Below are 24,131 nucleotides of genomic sequence, written 5' to 3'. Positions count from 1 at the left end.
TAGCCTTGGGGGCGTGAGCGGTACCGAGGACATTGATTCCAGCCCCGCAGGCCGCTACGAGGCGGCGCGGCTGCGGGCCGAGGACGCCAGCCGGCACCCCGCGCTCACCGAGTTCGCCGACGAGCTGAGCTTCGACCTCGACCCGTTCCAGGCCGAGGCGTGCGAGGCGCTCGAGCGCGGCACCGGTGTGCTCGTGTGCGCGCCGACCGGGGCGGGCAAGACCGTGGTCGGCGAGTTCGCCGTGCACCTGGCGTTGCGGCAGGGGCGCAAGTGCTTCTACACCACGCCCATCAAGGCGCTGTCCAACCAGAAGTACAACGACCTGGTGCGGCGCTACGGCGCGCAGAAGGTCGGCCTGCTCACCGGCGACAACGCGATCAACGGCGACGCGCCCGTGGTGGTGATGACCACCGAGGTGCTGCGCAACATGCTCTACGCGGGCTCGGCGACGCTGCAGGGCCTGTCGTATGTGGTGATGGACGAGGTGCACTACCTCGCCGACCGGTTCCGCGGCGCGGTGTGGGAGGAGGTGATCATCCACCTGCCCGAGTCGGTGACGCTGGTGTCGCTGTCGGCGACGGTGTCCAACGCCGAGGAGTTCGCCGACTGGCTCGTCACCGTGCGCGGCGAGACGTCGGTCGTGGTGAGCGAGCACCGCCCGGTGCCGCTGTGGCAGCACATGCTCGTGGGCAAGCGGATGTTCGACCTGTTCCACGACGCCGATGCCGCGCAGAAGCACGACGTGCACCCCGAGCTGCTGCGGTATCACCGCGAGATGCTCCGCCGCGTCGAGCTCGCCGGCGGCGACCTGCGCCGCGGCAAGCGGGGCCGGTGGAGCGGTCCGTACCGCCCGGAGATCGTCGAGCGGCTCGACCGCGAGGGGCTGCTGCCCGCGATCCTGTTCATCTTCAGCCGGGCCGGGTGCGACGCCGCCGTGCAGCAGTGCCTGGCCGCCGGGCTGCGCCTGACCGGGCCCGACGAGCGGGCCGAGATCCGCTCCATCGTCGAGGAGCGCACCCGGCACATCCCGAACGAGGACCTGCAGGTGCTCGGATACTGGGAGTGGCTCGACGGCCTCGAGCGGGGCCTGGCCGCGCACCATGCCGGCATGCTGCCCGCGTTCAAGGAGGTCGTCGAGGAGCTGTTCGTGCGCGGCCTGGTCAAGGCCGTCTTCGCCACCGAGACCCTCGCCCTGGGCATCAACATGCCGGCCCGCTGCGTGGTGCTGGAGCGGCTGGTCAAGTTCAACGGCGAGGCGCACGTCGACCTGACGCCGGGGGAGTACACCCAGCTGACCGGCCGGGCCGGCCGCCGCGGCATCGACGTGGAGGGGCACGCGGTCGTGGTCTGGGTGCCCGAGGTCGACCCGCGCCACGTCGCCGGGCTCGCCTCCACCCGCACCTATCCGCTCAAGTCGAGCTTCCGCCCGTCGTACAACATGGCGGTCAACCTCGTCGGCAGCGTGGGCTTCGCGGAAGCGCGCGAGCTGCTGGAGAGCTCCTTCGCGCAGTTCCAGGCCGACCGGTCGGTGGTCGGCCTGGCCCGGCAGGTGCAGCGCAACACCGAGACCATGGCGACGTACGCCGGGGAGATGTCCTGCCACCTGGGTGACTTCGCGGAGTATTTCGCGATCCGGGTCGCCATCGCCGAGCGCGAGAAGGCGATCGCCCGCCAGGGCGTGCAGCAGCGCCGCGCCGCCGCCCTGGAGTCCCTGGAGCGGCTGCGCTCCGGCGATGTCATCCGGGTGCCCGCCGGGCGCCGCTCTGGCCTCGCGATCGTCATCGACCCGGGCACCGGCGGCTTCGGCGAGCCGCGTCCCCTCGTGCTCACCGAGGACCGCTGGGCCGGGCGGATCTCCGGCGCCGACTTCACCAGCCCGGTCGAGCCGATCGGCCGGGTCCGGGTGCCCCGGCAGTTCAACTACCGCTCCGCCCAGGACCGCCGCGACCTCGCCGCGCAGCTGCGCCGGACGGAGCTCACGCCGGCCGGGCAGGGCCGGCCGAGCCGGGCCCGCAACAGCGCCGCGGCCGACGACCACGAGCTCGACACGCTGCGCGCCTCGCTGCGCCACCATCCCTGCCACCGCTGCCCCGACCGCGAGGAGCACGCCCGCTGGGCCGAGCGGCGCTGGCGCCTGGAGCGTGACACCGAGGGGCTGCGCGGCAAGGTGGCCAGCCGCACCGGGTCGCTCGCGCGCACCTTCGACCGGGTCTGCGGGCTGCTCACCGACCGCGGCTACCTGAGCACGGAGGGCGGGGTCACCGACGCCGGCCGGATGCTCGCCCGGATCTGGGCGGAGACCGACCTGCTCGTCGCCGAGTGCCTGCGCCGCGGGGTGTGGGACAAGCTCGGCCCGGCGGAGCTCGCCGCCGCCGCCAGCGTGCTGGTCTACGAGGCGCGCCGAGAGGCCGAAGACCGCGCGTCGGTACCGCGCGGCGAGATCACCGACGCCATCGATGCCACGCTGAAGCTCTGGGCGGACGTGCGCGACGACGAGGACTCCCGCGGGCTGCAGCTCACCCGGGAGCTCGACCTCGGGTTCGTCTGGCCGATGTATCGATGGGCCCGCGGCGAGTCCCTCACCAAGGTCCTCGGCAGCGTCCACGGCCTCGACGGCGACATGCCGGCCGGCGACTTCGTGCGCTGGTCCCGCCAGGTGCTCGACCTGCTCGGCCAGCTCGCCGACGCCGCCGGCGCGCCCGAGCCGGTGCGGCGCACGGCGCGGCAGGCGATGACCGCGGTGACGCGAGGAGTCCTCGCATACAGCGTCATGGCCTGATCACGCAGCGATTTTTCCGTTCCGGCGGGCGCTACGGATTGGAGAAAGTCGCTCGGATCCGCCATGATGCTCTTCGCCGGTTCGCCGGTTCGCCGCGCGTCCCGCGTGCGTGCCTTGGTTGGAGGACATTCGTGGGTCAGGTGCACCATTTCACGTACGGCGCGATCACTCCGATCTTCGCCTATGCCATGTCGTTCCTGGGGTCCCTGCTCGGCCTCGTGAGCACCGGCCGAGCTCGTTCCGCCGTTGAGACCCGCCGCCGCGCCTGGCTGCTCGTGCTCGCCGCGTGGTCCATCGGCGGCACCGGCATCTGGGTCATGCACTTCATGGCCATGGTCGGCTTCAGCGTGCAGGGCAGCGCGCTGCGCTACGACGTGCCGATCACCGTGGCGAGCTTCTTCATCGCCGTCGTCACCGTCGGCGTCGGCCTGTTCATCGTGGGCCTGGGCAAGCCGAGTCTGGTGAAGATCCTCATCGGTGGCCCGATCACCGGGGTGTCGGTCGCGTTCATGCACTACACGGGCATGTATGCGATGAACATCGACGGTAACTTCGAGTACACGAGCAGTCTCGTCATCGCCTCGTATGCGATCGCCGTCGTCGCCGCGACCGTCGCCCTGTGGTTCACGGTCGTCGTGCGGGGCATGATCGCCACGATCACGGCCGCGGCGGTCATGGGCGTCGCGGTCTGCGGCATGCACTACACCGGTATGTACGCGATGCAGGTCCACCTCAAGCACGACATCGCCACCGTCCCCGGCGTCGATGTCAACTGGTTCCTGGCCCCGATCGTCCTGTTCGTCCTGGTCGTGGTCATCGCCCTGGCCAGCGCCGTGATGGCGGTGCCGTCGGAGCGCGAGCAGGCCGAGGCCGCCGCGGTCCGCGAGAAGATCGCCGCCGGCCAGGCCCTGCGCGCCTCCGCCGGCCCGGTCTTCGGCGGCGGCTCCAGCACCGGCGTGACCCAGTCCGCGCCGCCCGCCCCCGGAGGCAAGGCCGGCCAGGCCTTCGCGGCCCGGGCGGCGAACGGTGTCGCCGACGCCCGCCGCCAGCGCGGGCGCTGAGCCTCCAGCACCACCCGGCAGCCCTCCGCGTAGCTTCGCGGAGGGCTGCTTTCGTAGGTGCCTGTCACCCGGGTCCGGACGACGGAAAGAGTGTGACCTCCGCGGGGGGCCGAGGGCGGGGCCGCGCGGGATACTGAAGCAGTGACTGATGCGCGGCCTCGCCCCAGAATGCGTTCCGTCGGCAGCACGCTCGAGGACTTCGAGCGGGACCTCATCAGCAACCTGTATTACCAGCGGGGTACCACGCTCGAGTCCGCCAGCGGGTCCGACGGCTACCAGACGCTTGCGCTCACCGTCCGCGACCGGCTCGTCGAACGCTACGCGCGCACCGCGGCCGCGCACTACGCCGCCAACCCGCGGTTCGTGTACTACCTGTCCGCCGAGTACCTGCTCGGGCGGCAGCTGCGGCAGAACCTGCTGTACACGGACACGGAGCGGTACGTGCGGGCGATCGCCGAGGACCTCGGGATCAGCCTCGAGGACCTGGAGGGGTACGACGTCGAGCCGGGGCTGGGCAACGGCGGCCTCGGGCGGCTCGCCGCGTGCCTGATGGACTCCATGGCGACGCTGGACATCCCGGCCGTGGGTTATGGCATCCGATACGAGTTCGGCATCTTCAAGCAGGTGTTCCGCGACGGTGCGCAGGTCGAGCGGCCCGACGACTGGACGTTCTACGGCAACCCGTGGGAGTTTCCCGCGCCGGACGACCGGCAGCTCGTGGGCTTCTACGGCACCACGGCGCCCGCGCTGGACGATCCCAGCGGGCTGCGCCGGCAGTGGACGCCCGGCGAGACCGTGCGCGGCGAGCCCAGCCACCTGCTGGTGCCGGGATACGGCACGCAGACGGTCAACATCATCCGGCTGTGGCAGGCCCGCGCCAGCCGCGAGTCGTTCGACCTGTCGCGCTTCGGGGCCGGGCAGTACAAGGAGGCCGTCGAGGACATCGTGCGCGCCGAGAACATCAGCAAGGTGCTGTACCCAGACGACAGCACCGAGCAGGGGCGCGAGCTGCGGCTTGAAGCAGCAGTACTTCCTCGTGGCCTGCTCGCTGCGCGACATCATCCGGCGGTACCGGCTGCGCAACACCGGCTGGGACGCGTTCCCGGCCAAGGTCGTCATCCAGCTCAACGACACGCATCCGGTCATCGCCGTCACCGAGCTCATGCGGCTGCTCGTCGACGAGCAGGGGCTGGACTGGGACCTGGCCTGGTCGATCACCCGGCGCACGTTCAACTACACCTGCCACACGCTGCTGCCCGAGGCGCTGGAGACGTGGCCGGTGGCGCTGCTGGAACGGCTGCTGCCCCGGCACATGGAGATCATCTACGCGATCAACTACTTCTTCCTGCAGGAGGTCGAGGCGACGTACCCCGGCGACCTCGACCGCGTCCGCCGGCTGTCGATCATCGGTGAGGAGCCGGAGAAGCGGGTCCGGATGGCGCACCTGGCGGTCGTGGCCAGCACCGCCGTCAACGGGGTCGCCGAGCTGCACACCCGGCTGCTCACGGGCACGACCCTGCACGACTTCGCCGAGCTGTGGCCGCAGAAGTTCCACAACGTCACCAACGGCGTGACGCCGCGGCGGTTCATCCGGCTGGCCAATCCGCGGCTGTCGGCGCTGGTCACCGAGCGGCTCGGCGACGAGGGCTGGCTCACCGACCTGGACCGCCTCGGCGCACTGGACGGTGCGGCCGACGACCCGGCGTTCCTCGCGCGGTGGCGGGCAGTGAAGCGCGCGAACAAGGTCGACCTCGCGGCGCGGGTGGAGCGGTCCACGGGCGTGGTCATCGACCCCGACGCGCTGTGCGACGTGATGATCAAGCGGTTCCACGAGTACAAGCGCCAGCACCTGAAGCTGCTGCACGTGATCACGCTGTTCAACCGGATCCGGCAGAATCCCGATCTGGACGTGGTACCCCGCACGGTGCTGTTCGGCGGTAAGGCCGCACCTGGGTACCACGCGATGAAGCTGCTGATCCGGCTGGTCAACGGGGTCGCCGAGGCGGTCAACACCGACCCGGTGGTCTCCCGGCGTCTCAAGGTCGTCCTGCCGCCCGACTACAACGTGTCCCGGGCCCAGGTGATCATCCCGGCCGCGGACCTGTCGGAGCAGATCTCGCTTGCGGGCAAGGAGGCGTCGGGCACGGGCAACATGAAGCTCGCCCTCAACGGCGCGCTCACCATCGGCACGCTCGACGGCGCGAACATCGAGATCCGCGACCGGGTCGGCGCGGAGAACTTCTTCCTGTTCGGCCTCGACGCGCAGCAGGCCGCGGACCTGCGCCGCGACTACCACCCGCGCTCGTACTACGAGAGCGATCCCGAACTGCGCGCCGCGATCGACGCGATCGCGAACGGCGTGTTCGCCAAGGGCGACCGGACCCTGTTCGCGCCGCTCGTCGACGCGATGCTGGGCCGCGACGAGTACCTGGCCCTGGCCGACTACCGCGCCTACCTGCAGTGCCAGGAGCGGGTCGAGCTGGCGTGGCGCGACCAGGACGCGTGGGCCCGCATGTCGGTGCTGAACTCGGCCCGGTGCGGCTTCTTCTCCTCCGACCGCACCGTGCGCGACTACTGCGACCTCATCTGGCGGGTGGAGCCGGTCCGGGTCACCGCGGACGGCTGAGCGTCCCACCCGCCCCGGCAGGCCCGGACCCCTAGCCGCGGCCGAGCGCGTCCACGATGCGCTTGCCCGCGCCGGCCAGGCCCCATCGCTGGGCGAGCTCGATGAGCCGGTCGGCGTCGGCGGGGACGGACGGCAGCTTCGTGTCCAGCGGCGGGATCGGCACGGTGCGGGAGACGGCGACGACGTCGCGGGCGCTGGCGAGGTATTCCTTGCCGGCCACCAGCTTCCCGCGCAGCCCGGGCGCGAAGCCGGAGCCGGGGTCCTCCAGCGCGGCCAGGACCCCGTCGAGGCCGCCGTAGCGGTCCACGAGCCGGGCCGCGGTCTTCTCGCCGACGCCGGCGACGCCGGGCAGGCCGTCGCTCGGGTCGCCGCGCAGGGCGGCGAGGTCGGCGTATCCGGCGGCGGGCACCCCGTACTTGGCGCGCAGCGCGGCGTCGTCGAGGACCTCGAGCTTGGCGACGCCCCGGCCGCAGTACAACACCCGGACCGGCTTCTGGTCGTCGATGACCTGGAAGAGGTCCCGGTCGCCGGTGGCGACCTCGACGGGGCCCGGCTCGCGGGCGGCGAGCGTGCCGATGACGTCGTCGGCCTCGAAGTCGGCGGCGCCCACGGCGGTGATGCCCAGCGCGGCGAGGAACTCCAGGATGATCGGCACCTGGGCCTCGAGCGCGGCCGGGACCTCCTCGCCGCCGGCGGGGGTCAGCCGGTGCGCCTTGTACGACGGCAGCAGCGCGACCCGCCACGCCGGGCGCCAGCTCTCGTCGAGGCAGCACACCATGCGGTCGGGGCCGCGGCCGCGGATGAGGGTGGCGAGCATGTCCAGGAACCCGCGCACGGCGTTGACCGGGGTCCCGTCGGGCGCCTTCGCGGCGGCCTCGGGCACGCCGAAATACGCACGGAAGTAGAGGCTGGCCGAGTCGATCAGCAACAGGGGACGGTCCACCCGGCAAGACTACTCAGCGCAACATGTGAACGCGCGTGGTGGTGCCCGTCGCGCTGGTGTGTCGCTGCACCAGGTCGGCCAGGAAGTGGACCATGACCAGGCCGCGACCGCGCCCGTCCGGCGGGCGGAGCCGGCCGATCAGCAGGTCGGTGATGTGGCCGAAGTCGCGGACCTCGCACACCACCCGCTCGTCGTCGTACCAGGTGCGCAGCGTGCCGGAACCCCCGGCGTGCTGGATGCTGTTGGTCGCCAGCTCGTTGACGGCGCTCTGCAGGTCGACGATGCGATCCGCCGGCAGTTCGGCGTCGAGCCCGGCCTCGGCGACCCGGCGGCGCACGTCGACCAGGCCGGCCAGCTCGAAGCGCATCGTGGTGGCGCCCGGCGGCGGCTCGGACAGCGGCAGGTTGTAGGTGTCGGTGATGCCGTACGGGTCGTAGGCGCCGCTGGGGAACCGGCCCGTGTCGTCGGCCATGACCGGGTGGGTGGCGTGGGAGTCCGCGATCGCCCGCTGGTCGAGGCGGCTGACGTCATACGGGCACAGGATCGACGCCTCGCGTCCGGCGAAGGCCACGTTGACCATCGCCTCGTGCTGGACGCACGCCGGATACTCCTCCGGGCTGCGGCCGACCCAGATCGGCTCGCCGACGATGCGCACCCGGCGCCCGGGGTGGTCGTCCATGAACCGGCTCAGCACCCACGGGATGAGCCGGCCCGGGTTTCGCCCGGCCTGGGTGATGTCGACGAAGCGCACCGTGTCGGCGAACGCGCCCAGCCGCTCCCGCAGCAGCGCCACGTTGCCGGGCGGCGCGGCGACGGCGGTCGGCTCGTCGAGCGAGAACCCCTCGTAGATGAACTTCATGGTGCCGTCGAGGAAGCCCGTGGCCCCCTCGTAGAGCAACGCCGCGTGCACGAACGGGTCGACGACCCGGTCGCTGGACGGCGCGCTGGTGTGGCTCATGGAGATGCGCAGCTCATCTCGGTCGGAAGGGGTGTAGTTCGGGCTTTTACTCAATCTGCGTGCATAGACTACGCCACGACCCGCGACCGATCACCCGTCCGGCGGTATCCCGCAGTGCGGACGCCCGGGGTACCACAGAAAACCAAACGAGCGTTAAGCTGATGGTCGTGGAGCTGTATTCCCCCGACCGGCTCGAATCCGCCCGGCGCGCCGCCGCCGAGGCCGGCCTCGACGCGCTGCTCATCGGGCCGAGCGCCGACCTGCGGTATCTCACCGGCTACGACGCACACGCCCTGGAGCGGCTCACCCTGCTCGTGCTGCCCGCCGACGGCGAGGCCACGCTCATCGTCCCGCGGCTGGAGCGCCCGGCCGCCGAGGACTCGCCGGCGGCCTCCGTCGGCGTCCGGCTGGTCGACCACGCCGACGGGACCGATCCGTACGACATCGTGCGGGACCTGCTCGGCGACCGGGTCAAGACCGTCGGGCTCGGCGACCGGATGTGGGCCGAGCAGGTCCTCGCGCTGCGCGACGCGCTTCCCGACGCCACCCAGGCCCTCGCCGGCGCGGTGCTGCGCGGCCTGCGGCTGCGCAAGAGCCCGGCCGAGGTGGAGGCGCTGCGCCGGGCCGGGCGGGCCATCGACGCCGTCCACGAGCGGATGGGGGAGTGGCTGCGGCCCGGGCGCACCGAGGCCGAGGTCGCCGCGGACATCGCCGCCGGCATCCGCGAGGCCGGCCACGCCACCGTCGAGTTCACCATCGTCGCCGCCGGGCCCAACGGCGCCAGCCCGCACCACGGCGTCTCCGACCGGCTGATCGCCGCGGGCGAGCCGGTGGTCGTCGACATCGGCGGCCGCATGCCCGACGGCTACTGCTCCGACTCCACCCGCGTGTACTGCGTCGGCGAGCCGCCCGCGGACTTCGCCGCCTACTACGCGGTGCTGCACGAGGCCCAGCGCGCCGCGGTCGCGGCCGTGCGCCCCGGCGTGAGCGCGCAGGCCGTCGACGCCGCCGCCCGCGACCTCATCGCCGGCGCCGGCTACGGCGAGCGGTTCCTGCACCGCACCGGGCACGGCATCGGCCTCGACGGGCACGAGGATCCCTACCTCGTGGCCGGCAACGAGACACCGCTCGAGCCCGGCATGGCGTTCTCGATCGAGCCCGGCATCTACCTCGCCGGGCGGCACGGCGCCCGGATCGAGGACATCGTGGTCTGCACGCCCGGCGGCGCCGAGCGGCTCAACACCATCGACACGGAACTGGTCCTGCTATGACCGTCGACCGGCCGTTGCTGAGCGAGGAGGGTGCCGCCCTCATCGGCCTCGTCCGCGAGATCGCCGACGGGGAGCTGTCGCCGCGCGTCGACGCGTTCGAGGCCGAACGGCGCTTCCCGCGCGAGCTGTTCCGCCTGCTCGGCCGCGCCGGGCTGCTCGGGCTGCCCTACCCGCAGGAGTACGGCGGCGCTGATGTGCCCTACGAGCTGTACCTGCAGGTGCTGGAGGAGCTCGCGGCCCGCTGGCTCGCCATCGCCGAGGGCGTCTCCGTGCACGGCCTGTCCTGCTATCCGCTCGTGGCCTACGGCACCGACCCGCAGCGCAAGAAGCACCTGCCGGACATGCTCGGCGGCGAGCTGCTGGGCGCCTACTGCCTGTCGGAGCCGCACAGCGGATCCGACGCGGCGGCCCTCGCGACGCGGGCCGAGCCCGGGCCGGACGGCTACGTCGTGCGCGGGACCAAGGCCTGGATCACCCACGCCGGGCAGGCCGACTACTACAACGTGTTCGTGCGGACCGGCGGCCCCGGCCCGGGCGGCATTTCGTGCCTGCTCGTCGACGCGGCAACCCCCGGCATGCAGGCGCAGGCGCCCGAGAAGACCATGGGCCTGCGCTCCTCCACGGTGGCCCAGCTCGTCTTCGACGGCGCCGTCGTCGGCACCGACCGGCTCATCGGCGAGCCCGGCCGCGGGTTCGGCATCGCGCTGAGCGCGCTGGACGGCGGGCGGCTCGGCATCGCAGCCTGCGCCGTCGGCCTCGCCCAGGCCGCGCTCGACTATGCCGTGGCCTACGCGCGCGAGCGCGAGCAGTTCGGCCGGCCGATCGCCGAGTTCCAGGGCGTCGGCTTCATGCTCGCCGACATGGCCACCCAGATCGCCGCCGCGCGCGCCCTCTACCTCGCCGCCGCCCGCCTGCGCGACGCCGGACGGCCGCACAGCGCCGAGGCGGCGAAGGCCAAGCTGTTCTGCACTGACACCGCGATGCGGGTGACCACCGACGCCGTGCAGGTGCTCGGCGGCGCCGGATACGTGTCGGACCACCCGGTCGAGCGGTACATGCGCGAGGCCAAGGTCCTGCAGATCTTCGAGGGCACCAACCAGATCCAGCGGCTGGTGATCTCCCGGTCGCTGTGACCGGTTGCGCGGCAGGCTAAGGTTCGGACCGTGGAAGAGACCGATCGCGCGATCGTCGCGGCTCTGGCCGTCGACGGCCGCCTGTCCTACACCGACCTGGCCGAGCGGGTCGGGCTGTCGGTGTCGGCGGTGCACCAGCGGGTGCGCCGGCTCGAGCAGCGTGGCGTCATCAAGGGCTACACCGCGCGGGTCGACCACGACGCGCTCGGGCTGGCGCTGACCGCGTTCGTCGCGATCCGGCCGCTCGACCCGTCACAGCCCGACGACGCGCCCGACCGGCTGGCGAAGCTGCCGCAGATCGAGTCGTGCTACTCGGTGGCCGGCGAGGACTTCTACATGCTGCTGGTGCGCGTCGAGAGCCCCCTCGCGCTGGAGCGGCTGCTGCAGGAGATCCGGTCCGCGGCCAACGTCACCACCCGCACGACGGTGGTGCTGTCCACGCCCTACGAGCACCGGCCTAGCGTGCCGCAGTCCTGACGGCCTGCTCGACCCGGCCGGTGTCGGCGAGGTCTTCGAGCGTCACGTGCGCGCCGGCCCTGCTCAGTTCGGCCGAGGTGTATCTCCCGGTCGCGACGCCGACCACGCCGGCCCCACTGGCGAGGGCCGCCCCGACGTCCTCCGGCGTGTCACCGACGAGCACGACCTTCCCGAAATCGCGGTCATATCGGCTATGGGCGTTTCGCCGGGCGATGGCGACCAGCTCCGCGCGCACCTCATGGCTCCAGCCATAGGCGCCCGCGTCCAGGTCCAGGTGCGAGATCAGGCCGAACGGGCCGAGCTTGACCTCGGCGATGCGCCGCACGTTGCCGGTCAGCAGCGACTGCACCGTGCGCGCGCCGACCGCGGCGAGGGCGTCGGCCGCCCCGGGCAGCGCCCGCCCGCGGGCCGGCAGCAGGTGCGCCAGCTCGTCCAGCGCCAGCTCCGCGCCCGCCCGCAGGTCCTCCAGGTGGGCATCGGTCACCGCGATGTCGTTGAGGCGCAGCATGTCGTTGGCGATCGCCCGGTCGGTCCGCCCCGCCATCGGCGGCTGGTGGCGCACCGCAGTGCCGAACCGCCGCACGAACGCCAGGTCGTATGCCTCCCGGCCCAGACCGTCCACGTCGACCAATGTGTGGTCGACATCCCAGAGCACCAGTACCCCGTCCACGTGATGCAGCGTAGCCGCAACCGGCACAATGTGTTGATGGGTGAGATCATTCTTGTGCGTCATGGGCAGACCGAGTGGAGCGCGAACGGCCGGCACACGTCCACGACCGAGCTGGACCTCACCCCGGCCGGGGCGGCCGGTGCGAGGGCCCTGAGCCGCGTGCTCGCCAACCGCTCGTTCGTCACGGTCGTGAGCAGCCCCCGCCGCCGGGCGCTGCGCACCGCGGAGCTGGCCGGCCTGACGGTCACCGAGGTCGACAACGACATCGCCGAGTGGGACTACGGCGAGTACGAGGGCCGCACCACCGCCGAGATCCTCGCCGCCGACCCGGACTGGGACCTGTGGCGCGAGGGCTGCCCCGGCGGCGAGACCCCGCAGCGGGTGACCGACCGCCTGGACCGCTTCCTGACGAGGCTGCGCCCGGTGCTGGCCCTGGGCGACGCGGCCGTGGTCAGCCACGGCCACTCCTCGCGCGCCCTGGCCGCCCGGTGGCTGGCGCAGCCGACGGCCTTCGGTGCCCACCTGACCCTGGGCACGGCCACCATCTCGGTCCTCGGCTACGAGCACGGCGTCCCGTCCCTGCGCGCCTGGAACGCCCCGCCCGCCTAACGCCCGTGTCCGCCCGGCCGGCCCGGCGGGCATGAGTGGCGCGGCGGTCCGACAATCGAGGGCATGTATGTCATCCAGGAGCGCTTCTTCGACATCGGCGAGGACTTCGACGTCCTCGACGACCACGGGCGCAAGGTGCTGCACGTCGACGGCAAGGTGCTGAGCCTGCGGGACCGGCTCGTCGTCGAGGACCCGTCCGGGCGCGAGGTGGCCTCCGTGTACCGCAAGCTCATCGCGCTTCGCCCGACGTACCAGATCGAGATCGGCGGCGAGGAGGCGGCGGAGGTCCGCAAGAAGCTGTTCACGCCGTTGCGCGACAAGTTCACCATCGACGTGCCGGGCCCGGACGACCTGGAGATGTCCGGGGATCTCTTCGACCGCGAGTTCACGGTCGAGCGCGGCGGCCGCGAGGTGGCCACGGTGTCGAAGCGGTGGCTGAGCATCCGCGACAGCTACGCGGTCAACATCGCGCAGGGTGAGAACCACCTGCTGATCCTGTGCGCGGTCCTCGCGCTGGAGCTGGCGCTGCAGCGCGAGAGGGACAACGACTGAGCGGCAGCGCTCAGGGCCGGGCGCGCAGCCCGTCGACGAGCAGGTCGAGCAGGCGGCCGGCCTGGTCGCGGCGGTCCGGCTCGCCCGCGGCCAGGGAGATGCCGCTGAGCGCCACGAGCACGTCGAGCGGCGCCACGTCGGTGCGCAGGCCGTCGGCGGCGCCGGCCTGCTGCAGCCGCGTGATCGCGTCCACCAGGCGGTCGCGGCTGTGCGCGAACGGCTGCCCGCCGGCGGCGATGACCGTGCGCAGCGCCTCCGCCAGGCCGTGCTTGGCGGCCATGTAGTCGATGAAGCCGTCCATCCAGGCGCGCAGCGCGGCGACCGGGGGCAGCTGCGTCAGCAGGCGCGGGACGGCGTCGCACAGGCGGGCCAGTTCCGCGCGGTACACCTCCTCGATGAGCGCCTCCCGGGTCGGGAAGTGCCGGTACAGCGTGCCGATGCCGACCCCGGCGTCGCGGGCCACCCGCTCCAGGGTCACGTCGGTGGCCGCCTCGGTGGAGAAGGCCTTGAGGGCGGCCTCGAGCAGGCGTTCGCGGTTGCGCCGCGCGTCGGCGCGCAGCGGGCGCTCGGGGTGGGTCACGTCACACTCCAACTGCCGACAAACGGAGGATCCTCCGGTTATGGTTGAGCCATCTGGAGGCCCCTCCGTTTCAGATGGTACCGCTGGCATCGCTTGGAGGCGATCATGCCGATCACCACACCTTTCGGATTCGAATCGACCACCGCGGAAGTGCTCGACGGCGTCGACCTCACCGGCCGCCGGGCCGTCGTCACCGGCGGCGCCTCGGGCATCGGCGTCGAGACCGCGCGTGCCCTGGCCGCGGCCGGGGCCGAAGTGACCCTCGCCGTGCGCGACACCGGGGCCGGCGATCGCGTCGCGGCCGACATCGTCGCCGCGACCGGCAACAAGCAGGTCCGCGTCGGCCCGCTCGACCTGGCCGACCAGGACTCGGTGCGCGCGTTCGCGGCGGCGTGGGAGGGCCGGCTGCACATCCTGGTGAACAACGCGGGGCTGATGGCCTCGCCGCTCGCGCGCACGCCGCAGGGCTGGGAGATGCAGTTCGCGACCAACCACCTCGGCCACTTCGCGCTCGCCGCGGGGCTGCTGCCGGCGCTGCGCGCGGCCGGCGGTGCCCGGGTGGTCGCGCTCAGCTCGAGTGCGCACCTGCGCTCCCCGGTCGTGTTCGACGACATTCACTTCGAGCGGCGTGAGTATGATCCGTGGCTTGCCTACGGCCAGTCCAAGACCGCCGACGTGCTCTTCGCGGTCGAGGCGGACCGCCGCTGGGCCGGCGACGGGATCCGGGTCAACGCACTGAACCCGGGCGGCATCCGGACCAACCTGCAGCGCCACGTCGACATCGACGCGGTCGTGCGGGCCGCTACGGCGGCCGGCGCCGCGCCGATGCGCTGGAAGACGCCCCAGCAGGGCGCGGCGACCTCCGCGCTGCTGGCCGCGTCGCCGCTCGCCGACGGCGTGGGCGGGCGCTACTACGAGGACTGCCGCGAGGCCGAGCCCAACCGGCCAGGCACCCTCACCGGCGTCGCCGCGTATGCGCTGGACCCCGAGGCGGCCGCCCGGCTCTGGGACGTCTCCCTCGCCACCCTTCAGCTCACGTCGTAGCGGCTCAGCGGCTCGACCAGCGCACGCTCCTCATAAGACAGGTGCGACAGCAGCGTGTCGGTGAGCAGGTCGGTCGACCGCCTCCCGTACCGCGGCGATGCCCTCCGGCTTCGCCGGCCGGCACCATCAGGATGAACGCGCTCATCCCCTCGGTCACGGCCAGCTCCGGTCACGGCAGGTCGATCCAGTAGCGACGGCAGTGGCCTAGCCACGTGTCGCGGACGTCCTCCAGGACGCCGCCGCAGCGCTCGATGACCCGGGCCGAAGCCGGGTTGCGCTCGTCGCAGCTCAGCATGACCCGGTCCAGGCCCAGGTCCGCGGCGGCGCGCAGGACCTCGCGCAGCGCCCACGTCGCCAGGCCGCGGCCGCGCGCCGCCGGGCGGACGCCGTAGCCGATGTGGCCGCCGGCCTCCAGGAGCTTCGGGTTCAGGCGGTGGCGCAGGGTGATCGCGCCCAGGATCGTGTCGTCCTCGGCGATCCACCAGTACGTGGCCGGTACCCGGCCCTGCGGCGGCGGCCGCGACTCGTCGCGCTGGGCGTGCAGCCCCGCCACCCAGGCGGCGAAGCCCGCGGCCGAGTCGACGTCGTCGTCTTCGCCCAGGCCGCTGCCGGGCTGGGCCGCGCCGCGGCCCCAGTCGTCGCGGGCGGCCAGCCAGGCCGCGTGCAAGCGGGTCGTGGGGGCGATCAGTTCGGTCATACGGGCAACGTACCGCCCGCGGCAACGCGGTTGCCGGGGTGTTTCGAGGAAGTCGCGATAAATGCGTTGTGCTGGCGCTGGTGAATGCGTAATCTATTCATCGGCACCGAGAAGAAGCACCGAGGCGACAAGGAGATGACCATGCGGCGGCACCCCGAGCTCGAACCGTGTCGGCAGATGCCGCCCGGTGCGGGGGCCATGGGTGGATACGCCCTTCTCTCTGCCGGTCGTGACTGTCTGAACTGCGCATACGCCTCGGGTAGGTGGAGCGGCTAGCGGCCCGCTAGCGACGCCTCCGCCGCCCACCCCCACCGGGGACCGGGCGGCTTTTTCGTTTCCTGAAACACCATTTCGCGGCCGGCGGAAATGGCGATACCGGCTGCCCGGAAAACACCCCGGCGATTTCGCTGGTGGAATCGACAATTGACAAGTCCACAGTGGATGGCACACGTTTTGATCCGAGACGAGGAGACGGATACCCACGCGCCTTGGGAGCGCGGGAAACCCCGGTCGACTCGGGGGTCTCGGACGTGCCGTCGGCGTGACCGCGCCGGCGGTGGAGGGCTTGTGGCGCAGCGGTAGCGCATCGGTCTGGCAGACCGACGGTCAGCGGTTCGAATCCGCTCAGGTCCACTCGGGGTGCTCGTGCGGCACCCCACCGGCGCCCGTGAGGTTGCGGCAGGTAGACCTCCGGACTCTCACTCCGGGAGACCGGGTTCGACCCCCGGACGGGCGACGTGTTGCCTGCGGTAGTCGTCCAACGGGTAGGACACCTGTCTTCCAAACAGGCCGTGACGGGGTTCGAGCCCCCGCTACCGCTCGGTCGCAACACCCACGCCCTCGTGGCCCAACGGCAGAGGCACGACGTTGAGGACGTCGACGGTGCGCGTTCGAATCGCGCCGAGGGCACGCACGGCAAGGCCGTCCCGGTAGCTTACTTGGCAGAGCACCGTCCCGACATGGCGGGGGCAGCCGGTTCGATTCCGGCCCGGGGCACGGCGCGGTGGACGAATGGGAGAGTCGCCTGGTTTTCACCCAGGACATGTGCGGGTTCGAGTCCCGTCCGCGCTTCGGGAGCGCCGCTAGCTCAACTGGTGGAGCAGCCGACGCTTCGTCGGCGGGTTCGGGGTTCGAGTCCCCGGCGGCGCGCTCGCAGGGCAGAGGAGTTCGGTCGTCCTCACCGGTCTCGTATGCCGGGGATCGCGGTATGCAAATCCCGCCCCTCGCACCACGGAGAGGCCGGTCGGTCACGAGGGGCCGATCGGCCCACCACGCGGGTGCGCCGACGCTGGAGAGTCGGGGCTGGCTGTAAACCAGCTGCTTTGCTGAGGGGGTTCGAATCCCTCCACCCGCACTACCACGATCACCACCGATCGATGGCCATATGCCCGAGCGGCCAGGGGACCGCCTGCAAAGCGGTAGACGCCGGTTCGAGTCCGGCTGTGGCCTCGCAATACGTGTCGCCATCCACTGTGGACCGTGCCCCGCAGGCTGAGCGTCGGCTGCTCGGCCGCCCCTCATAAGGGCGGAGCGCCCGGATCGACACCGGGGCCTGCGACTGCGTTCCGCCGCCACCCGGCGCTGGCTCCGTCAGCGGCACGTCCGTGTCGCGGTCACCGGCGCCGCCCGGTCCAGGCCCAGGCGATGAGCACCCAGCCGGCGCCAACGAGTACAAAGGCCGTCACGAGCAGCCAGTCGATCAGCGCATCGTCGTCCGGCGCGCCGGGCGGGCGCTCGACGTTGCTCAGGAAGCCGAGCCAGCCGCACGCCACGCACGAGAGCGCGATCAGCAGCCCACCGATCAGCATGTTTCGCCGCACCCGATCCAGGCTAGGCCGGAGGCTTGGTTCCGGAGGGCCGGGCGGACATTCCGGGCGCGCCGCACGGTTCGGGGAAGTGCGGGGACGGTTCAGTACTCGACCGCGACGACTCCCGTGAGGGTGCCGACGTAGCCGTGGCCGCGGGCGACGGTGGGGGAGGCGAAGTGCGGGGCGCGGCCGATGTCCAGCCGCGGGCGTTCGTGCCCGTCGGCGGGGTCGAGCAGGTGGAGCACGCCCGCGCCGACGTCGACGACCCAGACCGAGCCGCCGGCGAGCACCGGGGAGCCGGTGGTGCCGTCGGGGCCGTGCCAGCCGACGGTGATCCGGCCCGAGGCGGTGTCGACGGTCACCGCCCGGACCCCGTCGTCGCACGGCACGAACAGCGTGGTGCCGGCGACCGCGGCGCCGCCGAACGCGGCGCACACCTCCCGCTTCGCCCGCTGGCCGCCGATGCCGCCGAGATCGGCCGGGTCGAGCACGTAGCCGACGCCGCGCTTGCCGGCGATGAAGATCTTGTCGCCGCCCGGGCCCGGGACCAGGGCCGGGGTCATCGAGCCGAGGTCGAGGTCGCCGGCGTTGTCCTCGGCCCACGTGTCCGGGGCGAAGTAGCCGGTGCGGCGCAGCGAGCGGTCCAGCGCGATGACGGTGTCGCTGCCGTCGAAGCCGGTCGTCGACGCGCCGTTGCCGACCGCGTAGTACAGCCGCTGGCCGATGACGGCTCCGCCGCCGGGGGACCAGATGCCGCCCCGGCGCGACGTCGGCACGGCGTAGCTCTGCAGCTCGCCGTCGCCGGAGGTCGGAGCCGACACGACCGAGCCGATGTACTTCGCGCAGTCCCCGGCGAGCCCGCCGTAGGCGATGTAGACGCGCCCTGCCCACACGGTGAGGGCGGCCCGCTGCTGGTGTGCGAGCCGGTCGCCGAGTGGCGGCTCGACCGCGCGGCGCAGCCGGACCTCGCCGCTGTCGACGTCGACGCCGACCAGGGTGTGCGCGCCGCCGGTGGACTCCGCGACGGCGAAGACCAGCTTCGTCCGGGCGTCGTACGCCATGGTGCCGGTGATGCCGAGCGGGTCGATGTCGCCGCACGGCAGCGCGGAGCCGGGCACCGGCGTGCCGACGTGCGCCGACCACAGCACGGCGCCGGATCGCGCGTCGAGGGCGTAGACGGTGTCATTCTCGGTCGCCGCGAGCACCCTCGTGCCGATGACGAGCGGCTGACCGTACACAGCGCCGTCCAGCCGCGCCTCCCACGCCTTGGCGAGCCTGGTGGCGGGCGGGGCGCTGGGGCCGTTGCCGGTGCGCGCGTTGTCGCGGTGATACGTCGGCCAGTTCCCGTCGTCGGCGGGCACCGGCGCCGGGTCGCCGCCGCATGCCGCGAGCACCAGCGCGGCGGCGAGCACTGCGACGCAGCGGCGCATGCCGTCCAACGTACTCGGGTCACGACGCCGCGCTGGTGAATCGCCGGATCCGCGTCGGCCCGGGCGGGCCGCGAGCTCAGAGACATGCCCGCCCGGGTCGGCCTTCACAGGAAGCGGTACGCCGTGCCGCCCCGCACGGGTGCGACGCGCACGCCGGAGGACGGGTTGGCCGCCTCGACCATCTTGCCGTTGCCGAGGTAGATGGCGACGTGCCCCGACGTGTGGATGACGTCGCCGGGCTGCCACTGCCCGGACGGCACCTGCCGGCCGCGGGCCGCGATCTGCTCGCTCTGGTGCGGCAGCTTGATGCCGACCTGGGCGTACGCGGCCAGCACCAGGCCGCTGCAGTCGTAGGCGTCCGGGCCCGACCGGGCGTAGACGTACCGCTTGCCGACCTGCGCGAGGGCGAAGTTCACCACGGTGCTCGCCGCGGAGGGCGAGGCGCCGGTGGTCGGCTGGGTGCTCGGCGATCCCGACTTCCTGACCTTGCCCGAGCTCAGGGTGTCACCCGAGGTCGGTTTGGCAGTGGTCGTCTTCTTCGCGGGCGGCTTCGAAGCGGTGCTCGGCTGGGCGGTGGCCGGCGGGGCCGGGGGGACCGCCGCGTCGCGCTGGGACTGCGCCGTGAACGCCGGGCGCTCGCGGTACGCGCGGTCGGCGCGTTCATAGGCGGTGAGCAGGGTCTCCTGCTCGAAGATCGACAGCGCCGGCGAGCCGGATTCGGCGTTCACGGCCGGTGCCGCGGGTGGTGGGGCGGCCGCGGCCACGGAGGGGCCGAGCCAGACGGTGTACAGGGCAAGGGCTGCGGTTCCCGCTGCGATGCGTTGCAGCGGCTGGCGTGCGTTCAGGTCGGCTCCATGGTCGGCCCGGTGCACTCTCGCGTGTCTCGGGTGGAGCGCCGCGGTGCTGGCCGGCGCTGACCCGATGTACCGGGCTAAACGGACATTTCTCCACTCTGGCTCCCGAGGGGGCCGTCGGCGACGCTAAGCGAGCCGCGCGGCCTGCGCGGCTGCTCGTGACGTTCCTCACCGGGTATCTCACCCGCTGATGGACGGGTAACGACCGAAATCTCCGTCCCACTCGGACAACCTTTTCCGGCTGTTAGGACGTCTTGGATGGACTCTTTTCCGACGCGCGATTAGAGCGATTTTGGGCGCTTATACTGCATTCACTTGGATTTGCGGCGGTACGTGAGCGGCCGCGCTGGTCATGACGTGGATGCCACCTGCGCCGCCTCTGCCGGCTACCAGGGCCACCGTGGCCGCGACGGTCGCGATCTCCCCCGTCCGTGGCGTCGAAGCCGACCAGCTGATGAAGGCTTGGGATACGTTGACGGCCGGCGCGTGCTGACCCGACCCACAATTGAAACCGGCGCCGATACGGCCGTCCGCGCCCCTGTCCGCCATCGCCATGCGCATCACCAACGCGGCGAACTTCTACCGAGGCGACGGCAGCGCCGCGGTTCCATCGTAACGTTCGGGGCGGTGGCACTGGCCGATCGGAACGGCACCACGTCAACTTCAGATCAACCCGACCTGACCTGCCGAATCAAGCCCTCGCGGCGCCGCGCCGAGCGAAACTCGCGACATGATCGTGCGTTATTTGAAATGATCCACGGCTGTTCGGGGCGGTGATTTCGGTTGGGTTCTGGGATAATCGAATGCATGGCGCAGTTGCAATTGTTTTCCGCGACGGAATTGGCTGCCATGCGCGACAGGACCAGGTCGCGTCGTTATTCTCCGGCAAAAGAGCAGTTCCGCCGGGAACACGAGCGGCACCGAGCTTGGGGCCTGGCCAGACGCCACGCCGAGCGCCTCCGCCGCATACACGAGGTCGCGCAGGCGGCGGCCGGCAGCGAGCACGACACCCCACGGGCGAACACGGTCGACGACCAGCAGCGCAAAGGTCCGGCACCGGTGCCGCCCCCACCTCCTGAACAGCTCGGGCATCCCCTGACCGGCGCCGTTGCGCACGACCGCGATCCCGCGTCGCTCCCGGCCGACGACGCCGAGCGCCGTTGCACACCGACACCGACACCGACACCGACACCGACAGCGCCGACACCGACGCCGACAGTGACGCCGACGCCGACAGTGACGCCGACAGCGGCAGCGACGCCACGCCGGTCCGCCGGGGCGGCAACGCACGCAACGGCCGGCAGCAATACGCGCCCACTGGGGCGCGGCAGCGGTGATTCGACAACGCCCGCACCGCAGGGCCGCGTCCGGCGAGGCCCCCGGAATCGAGACCCCCGGAATGTGGCATCAGCCGGCCACCATCCCAATGCCCCACAACGACGATGGCCCGCCCACCGCACGCGCATACATCGGCACGCAGATCAGGCCCCAAAGCGGGATACGGAGCGTGACCATTGTGGGCGAGGGCCAACGACCCGACCGACAGCCCCGTCGAAGCCCTGAGCGGCGAGCGTCGCCACTGGGCCGGGATGCTTGGTGTCGTGTTTGAGGCCTGCACCGGCATCGCCATCGACCCGGCGCGACGAGGCCGTAGCAGCACCCGCCGACTACGCCGGTAGCGCCGTCTTCGAGGCCGCGCTGCCGGCCCAGGTCGCCGCCCCGGCCGGCACGGCGTGGACAAGGGCGTGCTGAACACCGCACCATCGAGGTGGAGCGATCCGGTGGGCTGGCTCAGACGGCGACCCAGCCGTCGAAGCCGCTCGGGGACAGGCAGTGGACGCGGCCGTCGAGGTGCAGCGCCGGGTCGTCGCGGTAGCGCTCGGTCAGGAGGCGCTCGGCCGACGCGTCGCCCCGGTCCGCGGCGAGCAGGAGCTCGGCCAGCCCGTCGGCGGTGCGATCGGTGATCGCGCCCCACTGGTCCCACAGCAGGACCTCGTCGCCGTTACGGTGGGCGATCTCCAGCAGCACCGAGTCGAGCAGGAACTGGTGGCCGCGGAACGGCAGGGCCGGGTCGACGCCGTAGCGGTCGGCGTCGATCAGGCCGCGGCGGTGCGACGTCCACGCCTGGGCGGCGGTGATGAACTGCGGCACGTCGGCGGTGTCGAACGGGTAGTCGGCGGGATCGAGCTGCGCGTCGGCGAACACCCAGCGCCGGCCGTTCCAGTACTCGGCGACGACGTGGTCGTAGTTCCAGTCCTCGGCGAAGTACGGCGAGAAGCCGACGCGGGTGCGGGCCGGCACCCCGCGGCGGCGCAGCGCGGCGACGGTGAGCAGCGAGAAGTCGCGGCAGCAGCCGACGACCCGGTCGGCCTCGGGCCGGGGCCGGGCCAGCGGGGCCGCGAAGCGCCCCTGGTCGAGCTCCAGCATCCTCGACACCCAGCGCGTGTCGATCTCGGCCAGGCGGGAGCCGGTGAACGTGATGCCCGCCGCCCGGTAGTGCACGATCACGTTACGCACCGCCGCCATCAACGCCGGCAGGTCCTCGGGCAGGTCGTCGAGGAGCTCACCGAGCCGGCCGGGGTCGCTGAAGCGCGTCTGCTCGCGGTACCGCTGCGTCATCCATCGAACCTAACAACATTCCGGCGGCAATCGCGCCGCCGCGGCCCGCAGGGATCGCCGGCGATCCGTCCGGGAGGGTCGCCGGAGGGTGAAACGCGATTTCACCCTCGATGCATGAATCAACATTCGCCGATTGCGACTACGGTCGGCGGCATGTTGCTCACACGGCGTTGCGGGTGACGTGCGCGTGACCCCCATCGACCCGTCGTACGACGACGAGCCGCCGCGTCTCGTCCGCCCATTCGTCAGCCTCATGGAACGCGAGCCCGTCGAACCCTCCCGCGACCGGTTCGAGCCGCCGCCGGCCGGTCCGGACGATCGGGCGCAACCGGCCGCCGGCTCCGGCCCGGCGGGCGCCCAGCACGGCGCGGACGCCGGTGGCCACCCCCGGTCCCGTCGCGAGCGCGGCCGCCGTGAGCGCGCCCGCCGCCACCGGCTTGTTGTGACATCCACCGTGGTGGCACTGCTCGGCATCACCGCGCTGGTGCTCGGCGCCGCCGGCCTGGGAGACGCGCCCGCCCCGGAGCGCGCCGAGGCCGCCGCGCCGGACCGGGGCGGCGTCGCGACGGCCACCCTGGCGGCCCCGTCGGCGGTCGCGACGGCATCGGCGTCGGAGCCGTCGCCCTCGCAGCCGCTCGCCGGACCGGTGGGGACCTGGGCCGTCGAGCCGGCGGGGACGCCCGCCGCGCGGCCGGCGGCGACACCGGCCGCCGCGGAGGCGCCGACGCCGGCCGTCGCCACGCCGAGCGGCCCGCCCGGGGCCACCGACTCGCCCGTGCCGTCGCCGCCGCCGGGGGACGGGGTCCGCACCGGCACGATCACCAGGCCGTCCGGGCTGTGCCTCGACGGCGCCCGGCTGCGGGCGTGGACCTGCGACGGGAGCGTGAGCCAGACCTGGACCGTACGCCCGGACGGGTCCGTGCGGACCCTCGGCCGCTGCCTCGACGGGGCGAGCCGGCCGGTGTTGCGCGACTGCGACGGGACCCGGGCCCAGCAGTGGCGCGCGGGCACCGCGGGGACTTTGATCAACGCGGGGGCGGGGCTGTGCCTCAGCACGGCGGACGAGGAGGACGGCCGGGCGCCGCTGCGCATGGCCACCTGCGGCTGGGCCGCCGCGCAGCGCTGGAGCCTGCCGTAGACCGCACGGTCAGCAGCAGTCGAGCATGACGCGCCCCAGCGCGGCGTGCGCGGTGACCGCGGGGTGGGTGGCGCCGTAGTCCGCGGCGGCGCCCAGCCCGTCGGCGAACAGGCTGTAGACCAGCGCCGGGGCGCCGTGCGGGTCGAACATGATCCCGGCCTCGTGCCGGGCCGCGCCGCGCTCGTCGCGGTCGGCGCCGTGTTTCGTGGCCACCCGGGCGCGCTGCGCGGAGGACATGTCCCGGCGTACGCCGTCGTGGTATCCGGCCGCGCCACGCAGCACGCGGAGCAGGAACCCGCCGGTCAGCGGGCCCAGCAGCGTGCCGGCGGCCAGCCGGGCCAGCAGGTCGTGCGTCTCCCGCGCGGTGGTGTCGCCGAGCAGGAACCGGGCCGGATCGGCGACCGGCTCGACGCGGGTGCGGGCGAACCCCTTCGCGGCGAGGATCTCGTTGATCTCCGCGGCGGGCGCGAGCCGGCCGCACAGCCGCACCGCGGTGTTGTCCGACACGAGCAGCAGGGCGGTGAGGACGCCGCCGACGGTGAGCTCGTCGCCCCAGACTGGCTGCAGGTGGTAGATGCCGCTGCCGCCGAGCACGTCCCCGGCCTCCAGCCGCACCCGCCGGCCCAGGTCGAGCTCGCCGCGGTCGGCCTTGTCGAGCAGGGCCACCGCGACCGCGAGCTTCTGGACGCTGTATCCCTTGACCGCCCGCTCGGCGTCGTCGCACACCACGACGCCGGCCCCGGCGAGGGTGACGTAGGCGTGCCAGTCACCGCCGGCGCGCGCCTTGTGCCGCGCGTACGCCCGCCGGATCCGCGTGACCGGCGGCAGCTTCGAGGTCACCACCGCGAGTTTAGGGCCTGTATCGAGGTGGGGGCCGGGCTG

General features: G+C 72.6%; 23 protein-coding genes, 9 tRNA genes and 1 pseudogene. 21 read left to right on the top strand and 12 right to left on the bottom strand.

Translation table 11 applies throughout. The features are described from left to right. Positions 1-13 precede the first annotated feature (13 nt). From AB0367_RS30355 to AB0367_RS30340, 4 genes and pseudogenes are all read left to right on the top strand, one after another. Positions 14-2,779 (top strand): DEAD/DEAH box helicase, encoded by a 2,766-nt coding sequence (locus AB0367_RS30355; RefSeq protein ID WP_366229896.1) that lies wholly within the window; start codon positions 14-16, stop codon positions 2,777-2,779. 131 nt (positions 2,780-2,910) lie between these two features. Further along, positions 2,911-3,840 (top strand): MHYT domain-containing protein, encoded by a 930-nt coding sequence (locus tag AB0367_RS30350; protein ID WP_366229895.1) that lies wholly within the window; start codon positions 2,911-2,913, stop codon positions 3,838-3,840. A gap of 168 nt (positions 3,841-4,008) precedes the next feature. Further along, a pseudogene (locus tag AB0367_RS30345) lies at positions 4,009-4,800 on the top strand (glycogen/starch/alpha-glucan phosphorylase); the annotation flags it as partial. A 55-nt stretch (positions 4,801-4,855) separates the two neighbouring features. Then, the gene (locus tag AB0367_RS30340; RefSeq protein ID WP_366229894.1) at positions 4,856-6,466 is read left to right on the top strand and encodes a glycogen/starch/alpha-glucan phosphorylase; all 1,611 of its coding nucleotides are present in this window, start codon (positions 4,856-4,858) and stop codon (positions 6,464-6,466) included. Between the two features lie 31 nt (positions 6,467-6,497). Here the strand turns inward: AB0367_RS30340 and AB0367_RS30335 are convergent, their stop codons facing one another. Both AB0367_RS30335 and AB0367_RS30330 read right to left on the bottom strand, forming a co-directional pair. Beyond that, positions 6,498-7,409: a 5'-3' exonuclease gene (locus tag AB0367_RS30335; protein WP_366229893.1), complete on the bottom strand. Its 912-nt coding sequence runs from the start codon at positions 7,407-7,409 to the stop codon at positions 6,498-6,500. Between the two features lie 13 nt (positions 7,410-7,422). Beyond that, complete coding sequence (locus tag AB0367_RS30330; protein ID WP_366229892.1) at positions 7,423-8,421, bottom strand: sensor histidine kinase; 999 nt, start codon at positions 8,419-8,421, stop codon at positions 7,423-7,425. A 107-nt stretch (positions 8,422-8,528) separates the two neighbouring features. Between AB0367_RS30330 and AB0367_RS30325 the strand changes: the two genes are divergently transcribed. The 3 genes from AB0367_RS30325 to AB0367_RS30315 are packed head-to-tail and all read left to right on the top strand — an operon-like array spanning position 8,529 to position 11,248. After that, positions 8,529-9,638: a Xaa-Pro peptidase family protein gene (locus AB0367_RS30325; protein ID WP_366229891.1), complete on the top strand. Its 1,110-nt coding sequence runs from the start codon at positions 8,529-8,531 to the stop codon at positions 9,636-9,638. Further along, positions 9,635-10,771 (top strand): acyl-CoA dehydrogenase family protein, encoded by a 1,137-nt coding sequence (locus tag AB0367_RS30320; RefSeq protein ID WP_366229890.1) that lies wholly within the window; start codon positions 9,635-9,637, stop codon positions 10,769-10,771. Before AB0367_RS30325 ends, AB0367_RS30320 begins: the two co-directional genes overlap by 4 nt. A 30-nt stretch (positions 10,772-10,801) precedes the next feature. Then, positions 10,802-11,248 (top strand): Lrp/AsnC family transcriptional regulator, encoded by a 447-nt coding sequence (locus AB0367_RS30315; RefSeq protein WP_366229889.1) that lies wholly within the window; start codon positions 10,802-10,804, stop codon positions 11,246-11,248. On the opposite strand, the gene AB0367_RS30310 is transcribed toward AB0367_RS30315, so the two are convergent. Then, positions 11,229-11,918 carry a haloacid dehalogenase-like hydrolase gene (locus tag AB0367_RS30310; RefSeq protein WP_366229888.1) on the bottom strand — a complete coding sequence of 230 codons (690 nt, stop codon included), beginning with the start codon at positions 11,916-11,918 and terminating at the stop codon, positions 11,229-11,231. The genes AB0367_RS30315 and AB0367_RS30310 overlap by 20 nt on opposite strands. A gap of 36 nt (positions 11,919-11,954) precedes the next feature. Here AB0367_RS30310 and AB0367_RS30305 point away from each other — a divergent pair, with 36 nt between their 5' ends. Together AB0367_RS30305 and AB0367_RS30300 are read left to right on the top strand one after the other, a co-directional pair. Continuing rightward, entirely contained in the window at positions 11,955-12,527 is a 573-nt protein-coding gene (locus AB0367_RS30305) for a histidine phosphatase family protein (RefSeq protein ID WP_366229887.1), read from the top strand. A 63-nt stretch (positions 12,528-12,590) separates the two neighbouring features. After that, on the top strand, positions 12,591-13,079 hold the full coding sequence (locus AB0367_RS30300) for an LURP-one-related family protein (protein WP_366229886.1): 489 nt from the start codon (positions 12,591-12,593) through the stop codon (positions 13,077-13,079). 10 nt (positions 13,080-13,089) lie between these two features. On the opposite strand, the gene AB0367_RS30295 is transcribed toward AB0367_RS30300, so the two are convergent. After that, positions 13,090-13,659, bottom strand: coding sequence for a TetR family transcriptional regulator (locus tag AB0367_RS30295; protein WP_366229885.1), 570 nt, complete (start codon positions 13,657-13,659; stop codon positions 13,090-13,092). Between the two features lie 105 nt (positions 13,660-13,764). On the opposite strand from AB0367_RS30295, the gene AB0367_RS30290 reads away from it, so the two are divergent. Continuing rightward, positions 13,765-14,703 carry an SDR family NAD(P)-dependent oxidoreductase gene (locus AB0367_RS30290; protein WP_366229884.1) on the top strand — a complete coding sequence of 313 codons (939 nt, stop codon included), beginning with the start codon at positions 13,765-13,767 and terminating at the stop codon, positions 14,701-14,703. A 169-nt stretch (positions 14,704-14,872) separates the two neighbouring features. Here the strand turns inward: AB0367_RS30290 and AB0367_RS30285 are convergent, their stop codons facing one another. Beyond that, positions 14,873-15,400: a GNAT family N-acetyltransferase gene (locus AB0367_RS30285; protein ID WP_366229883.1), complete on the bottom strand. Its 528-nt coding sequence runs from the start codon at positions 15,398-15,400 to the stop codon at positions 14,873-14,875. A 561-nt stretch (positions 15,401-15,961) separates the two neighbouring features. On the opposite strand from AB0367_RS30285, the gene AB0367_RS30280 reads away from it, so the two are divergent. The 9 genes from AB0367_RS30280 (at position 15,962) to AB0367_RS30240 (ending at position 16,849) form a co-directional block, all read left to right on the top strand. Beyond that, positions 15,962-16,033, top strand: a tRNA-Ala gene (locus tag AB0367_RS30280). A 29-nt stretch (positions 16,034-16,062) separates the two neighbouring features. Next, positions 16,063-16,136 (top strand) — tRNA-Glu (locus AB0367_RS30275). A 10-nt stretch (positions 16,137-16,146) separates the two neighbouring features. After that, positions 16,147-16,220 (top strand) — tRNA-Gly (locus tag AB0367_RS30270). A 16-nt stretch (positions 16,221-16,236) separates the two neighbouring features. Next, a tRNA-Leu gene (locus AB0367_RS30265) sits at positions 16,237-16,309 on the top strand. A 14-nt stretch (positions 16,310-16,323) separates the two neighbouring features. After that, positions 16,324-16,396: transfer RNA gene (locus tag AB0367_RS30260), tRNA-Val, on the top strand. A gap of 1 nt (position 16,397) precedes the next feature. Continuing rightward, positions 16,398-16,471 (top strand) — tRNA-Glu (locus tag AB0367_RS30255). 5 nt (positions 16,472-16,476) lie between these two features. Beyond that, positions 16,477-16,549: transfer RNA gene (locus AB0367_RS30250), tRNA-Lys, on the top strand. 124 nt (positions 16,550-16,673) lie between these two features. After that, a tRNA-Tyr gene (locus AB0367_RS30245) sits at positions 16,674-16,754 on the top strand. Between the two features lie 24 nt (positions 16,755-16,778). Then, positions 16,779-16,849: transfer RNA gene (locus AB0367_RS30240), tRNA-Cys, on the top strand. A gap of 164 nt (positions 16,850-17,013) precedes the next feature. Here the strand turns inward: AB0367_RS30240 and AB0367_RS30235 are convergent. The 4 genes from AB0367_RS30235 to AB0367_RS30220 all read right to left on the bottom strand — a co-directional run bounded on the left by AB0367_RS30235 (position 17,014) and on the right by AB0367_RS30220 (position 20,608). Beyond that, positions 17,014-17,220 (bottom strand): hypothetical protein, encoded by a 207-nt coding sequence (locus tag AB0367_RS30235; RefSeq protein ID WP_366229882.1) that lies wholly within the window; start codon positions 17,218-17,220, stop codon positions 17,014-17,016. An 89-nt stretch (positions 17,221-17,309) separates the two neighbouring features. After that, a complete protein-coding gene (locus AB0367_RS30230; RefSeq protein WP_366229881.1) occupies positions 17,310-18,638 on the bottom strand; it encodes a PQQ-binding-like beta-propeller repeat protein in 1,329 nt (442 codons plus the stop codon). 104 nt (positions 18,639-18,742) lie between these two features. After that, positions 18,743-19,366, bottom strand: a complete 624-nt coding sequence (locus AB0367_RS30225) for a C40 family peptidase (protein ID WP_366229880.1) — start codon at positions 19,364-19,366, stop codon at positions 18,743-18,745. Between the two features lie 867 nt (positions 19,367-20,233). Then, entirely contained in the window at positions 20,234-20,608 is a 375-nt protein-coding gene (locus tag AB0367_RS30220) for a hypothetical protein (RefSeq protein WP_366229879.1), read from the bottom strand. Positions 20,609-20,652: 44 nt separating this feature from the next. Between AB0367_RS30220 and AB0367_RS30215 the strand changes: the two genes are divergently transcribed. After that, a complete protein-coding gene (locus AB0367_RS30215) occupies positions 20,653-20,829 on the top strand; it encodes a hypothetical protein (protein ID WP_366229878.1) in 177 nt (58 codons plus the stop codon). A 454-nt stretch (positions 20,830-21,283) separates the two neighbouring features. On the opposite strand, the gene AB0367_RS30210 is transcribed toward AB0367_RS30215, so the two are convergent. Together AB0367_RS30210 and AB0367_RS30205 are read right to left on the bottom strand one after the other, a co-directional pair. Then, positions 21,284-22,111, bottom strand: a complete 828-nt coding sequence (locus AB0367_RS30210) for a transglutaminase domain-containing protein (protein WP_366229877.1) — start codon at positions 22,109-22,111, stop codon at positions 21,284-21,286. A gap of 160 nt (positions 22,112-22,271) precedes the next feature. After that, entirely contained in the window at positions 22,272-22,544 is a 273-nt protein-coding gene (locus AB0367_RS30205) for a hypothetical protein (RefSeq protein WP_366229876.1), read from the bottom strand. Positions 22,545-22,553: 9 nt separating this feature from the next. On the opposite strand from AB0367_RS30205, the gene AB0367_RS30200 reads away from it, so the two are divergent. Then, positions 22,554-23,249 carry an RICIN domain-containing protein gene (locus AB0367_RS30200; RefSeq protein WP_366229875.1) on the top strand — a complete coding sequence of 232 codons (696 nt, stop codon included), beginning with the start codon at positions 22,554-22,556 and terminating at the stop codon, positions 23,247-23,249. 9 nt (positions 23,250-23,258) lie between these two features. On the opposite strand, the gene AB0367_RS30195 is transcribed toward AB0367_RS30200, so the two are convergent. Then, positions 23,259-24,089 carry a serine hydrolase gene (locus AB0367_RS30195; RefSeq protein ID WP_366229874.1) on the bottom strand — a complete coding sequence of 277 codons (831 nt, stop codon included), beginning with the start codon at positions 24,087-24,089 and terminating at the stop codon, positions 23,259-23,261. Positions 24,090-24,131 lie beyond the last annotated feature (42 nt).

This window comes from Dactylosporangium sp. NPDC051484 (assembly GCF_040689395.1).
In the GTDB taxonomy this organism is placed as follows: domain Bacteria; phylum Actinomycetota; class Actinomycetes; order Mycobacteriales; family Micromonosporaceae; genus Dactylosporangium.
The sequence above is the reverse complement of the archived record's forward strand: the minus strand, read 5'-3'. Positions and strand labels throughout refer to the sequence as shown.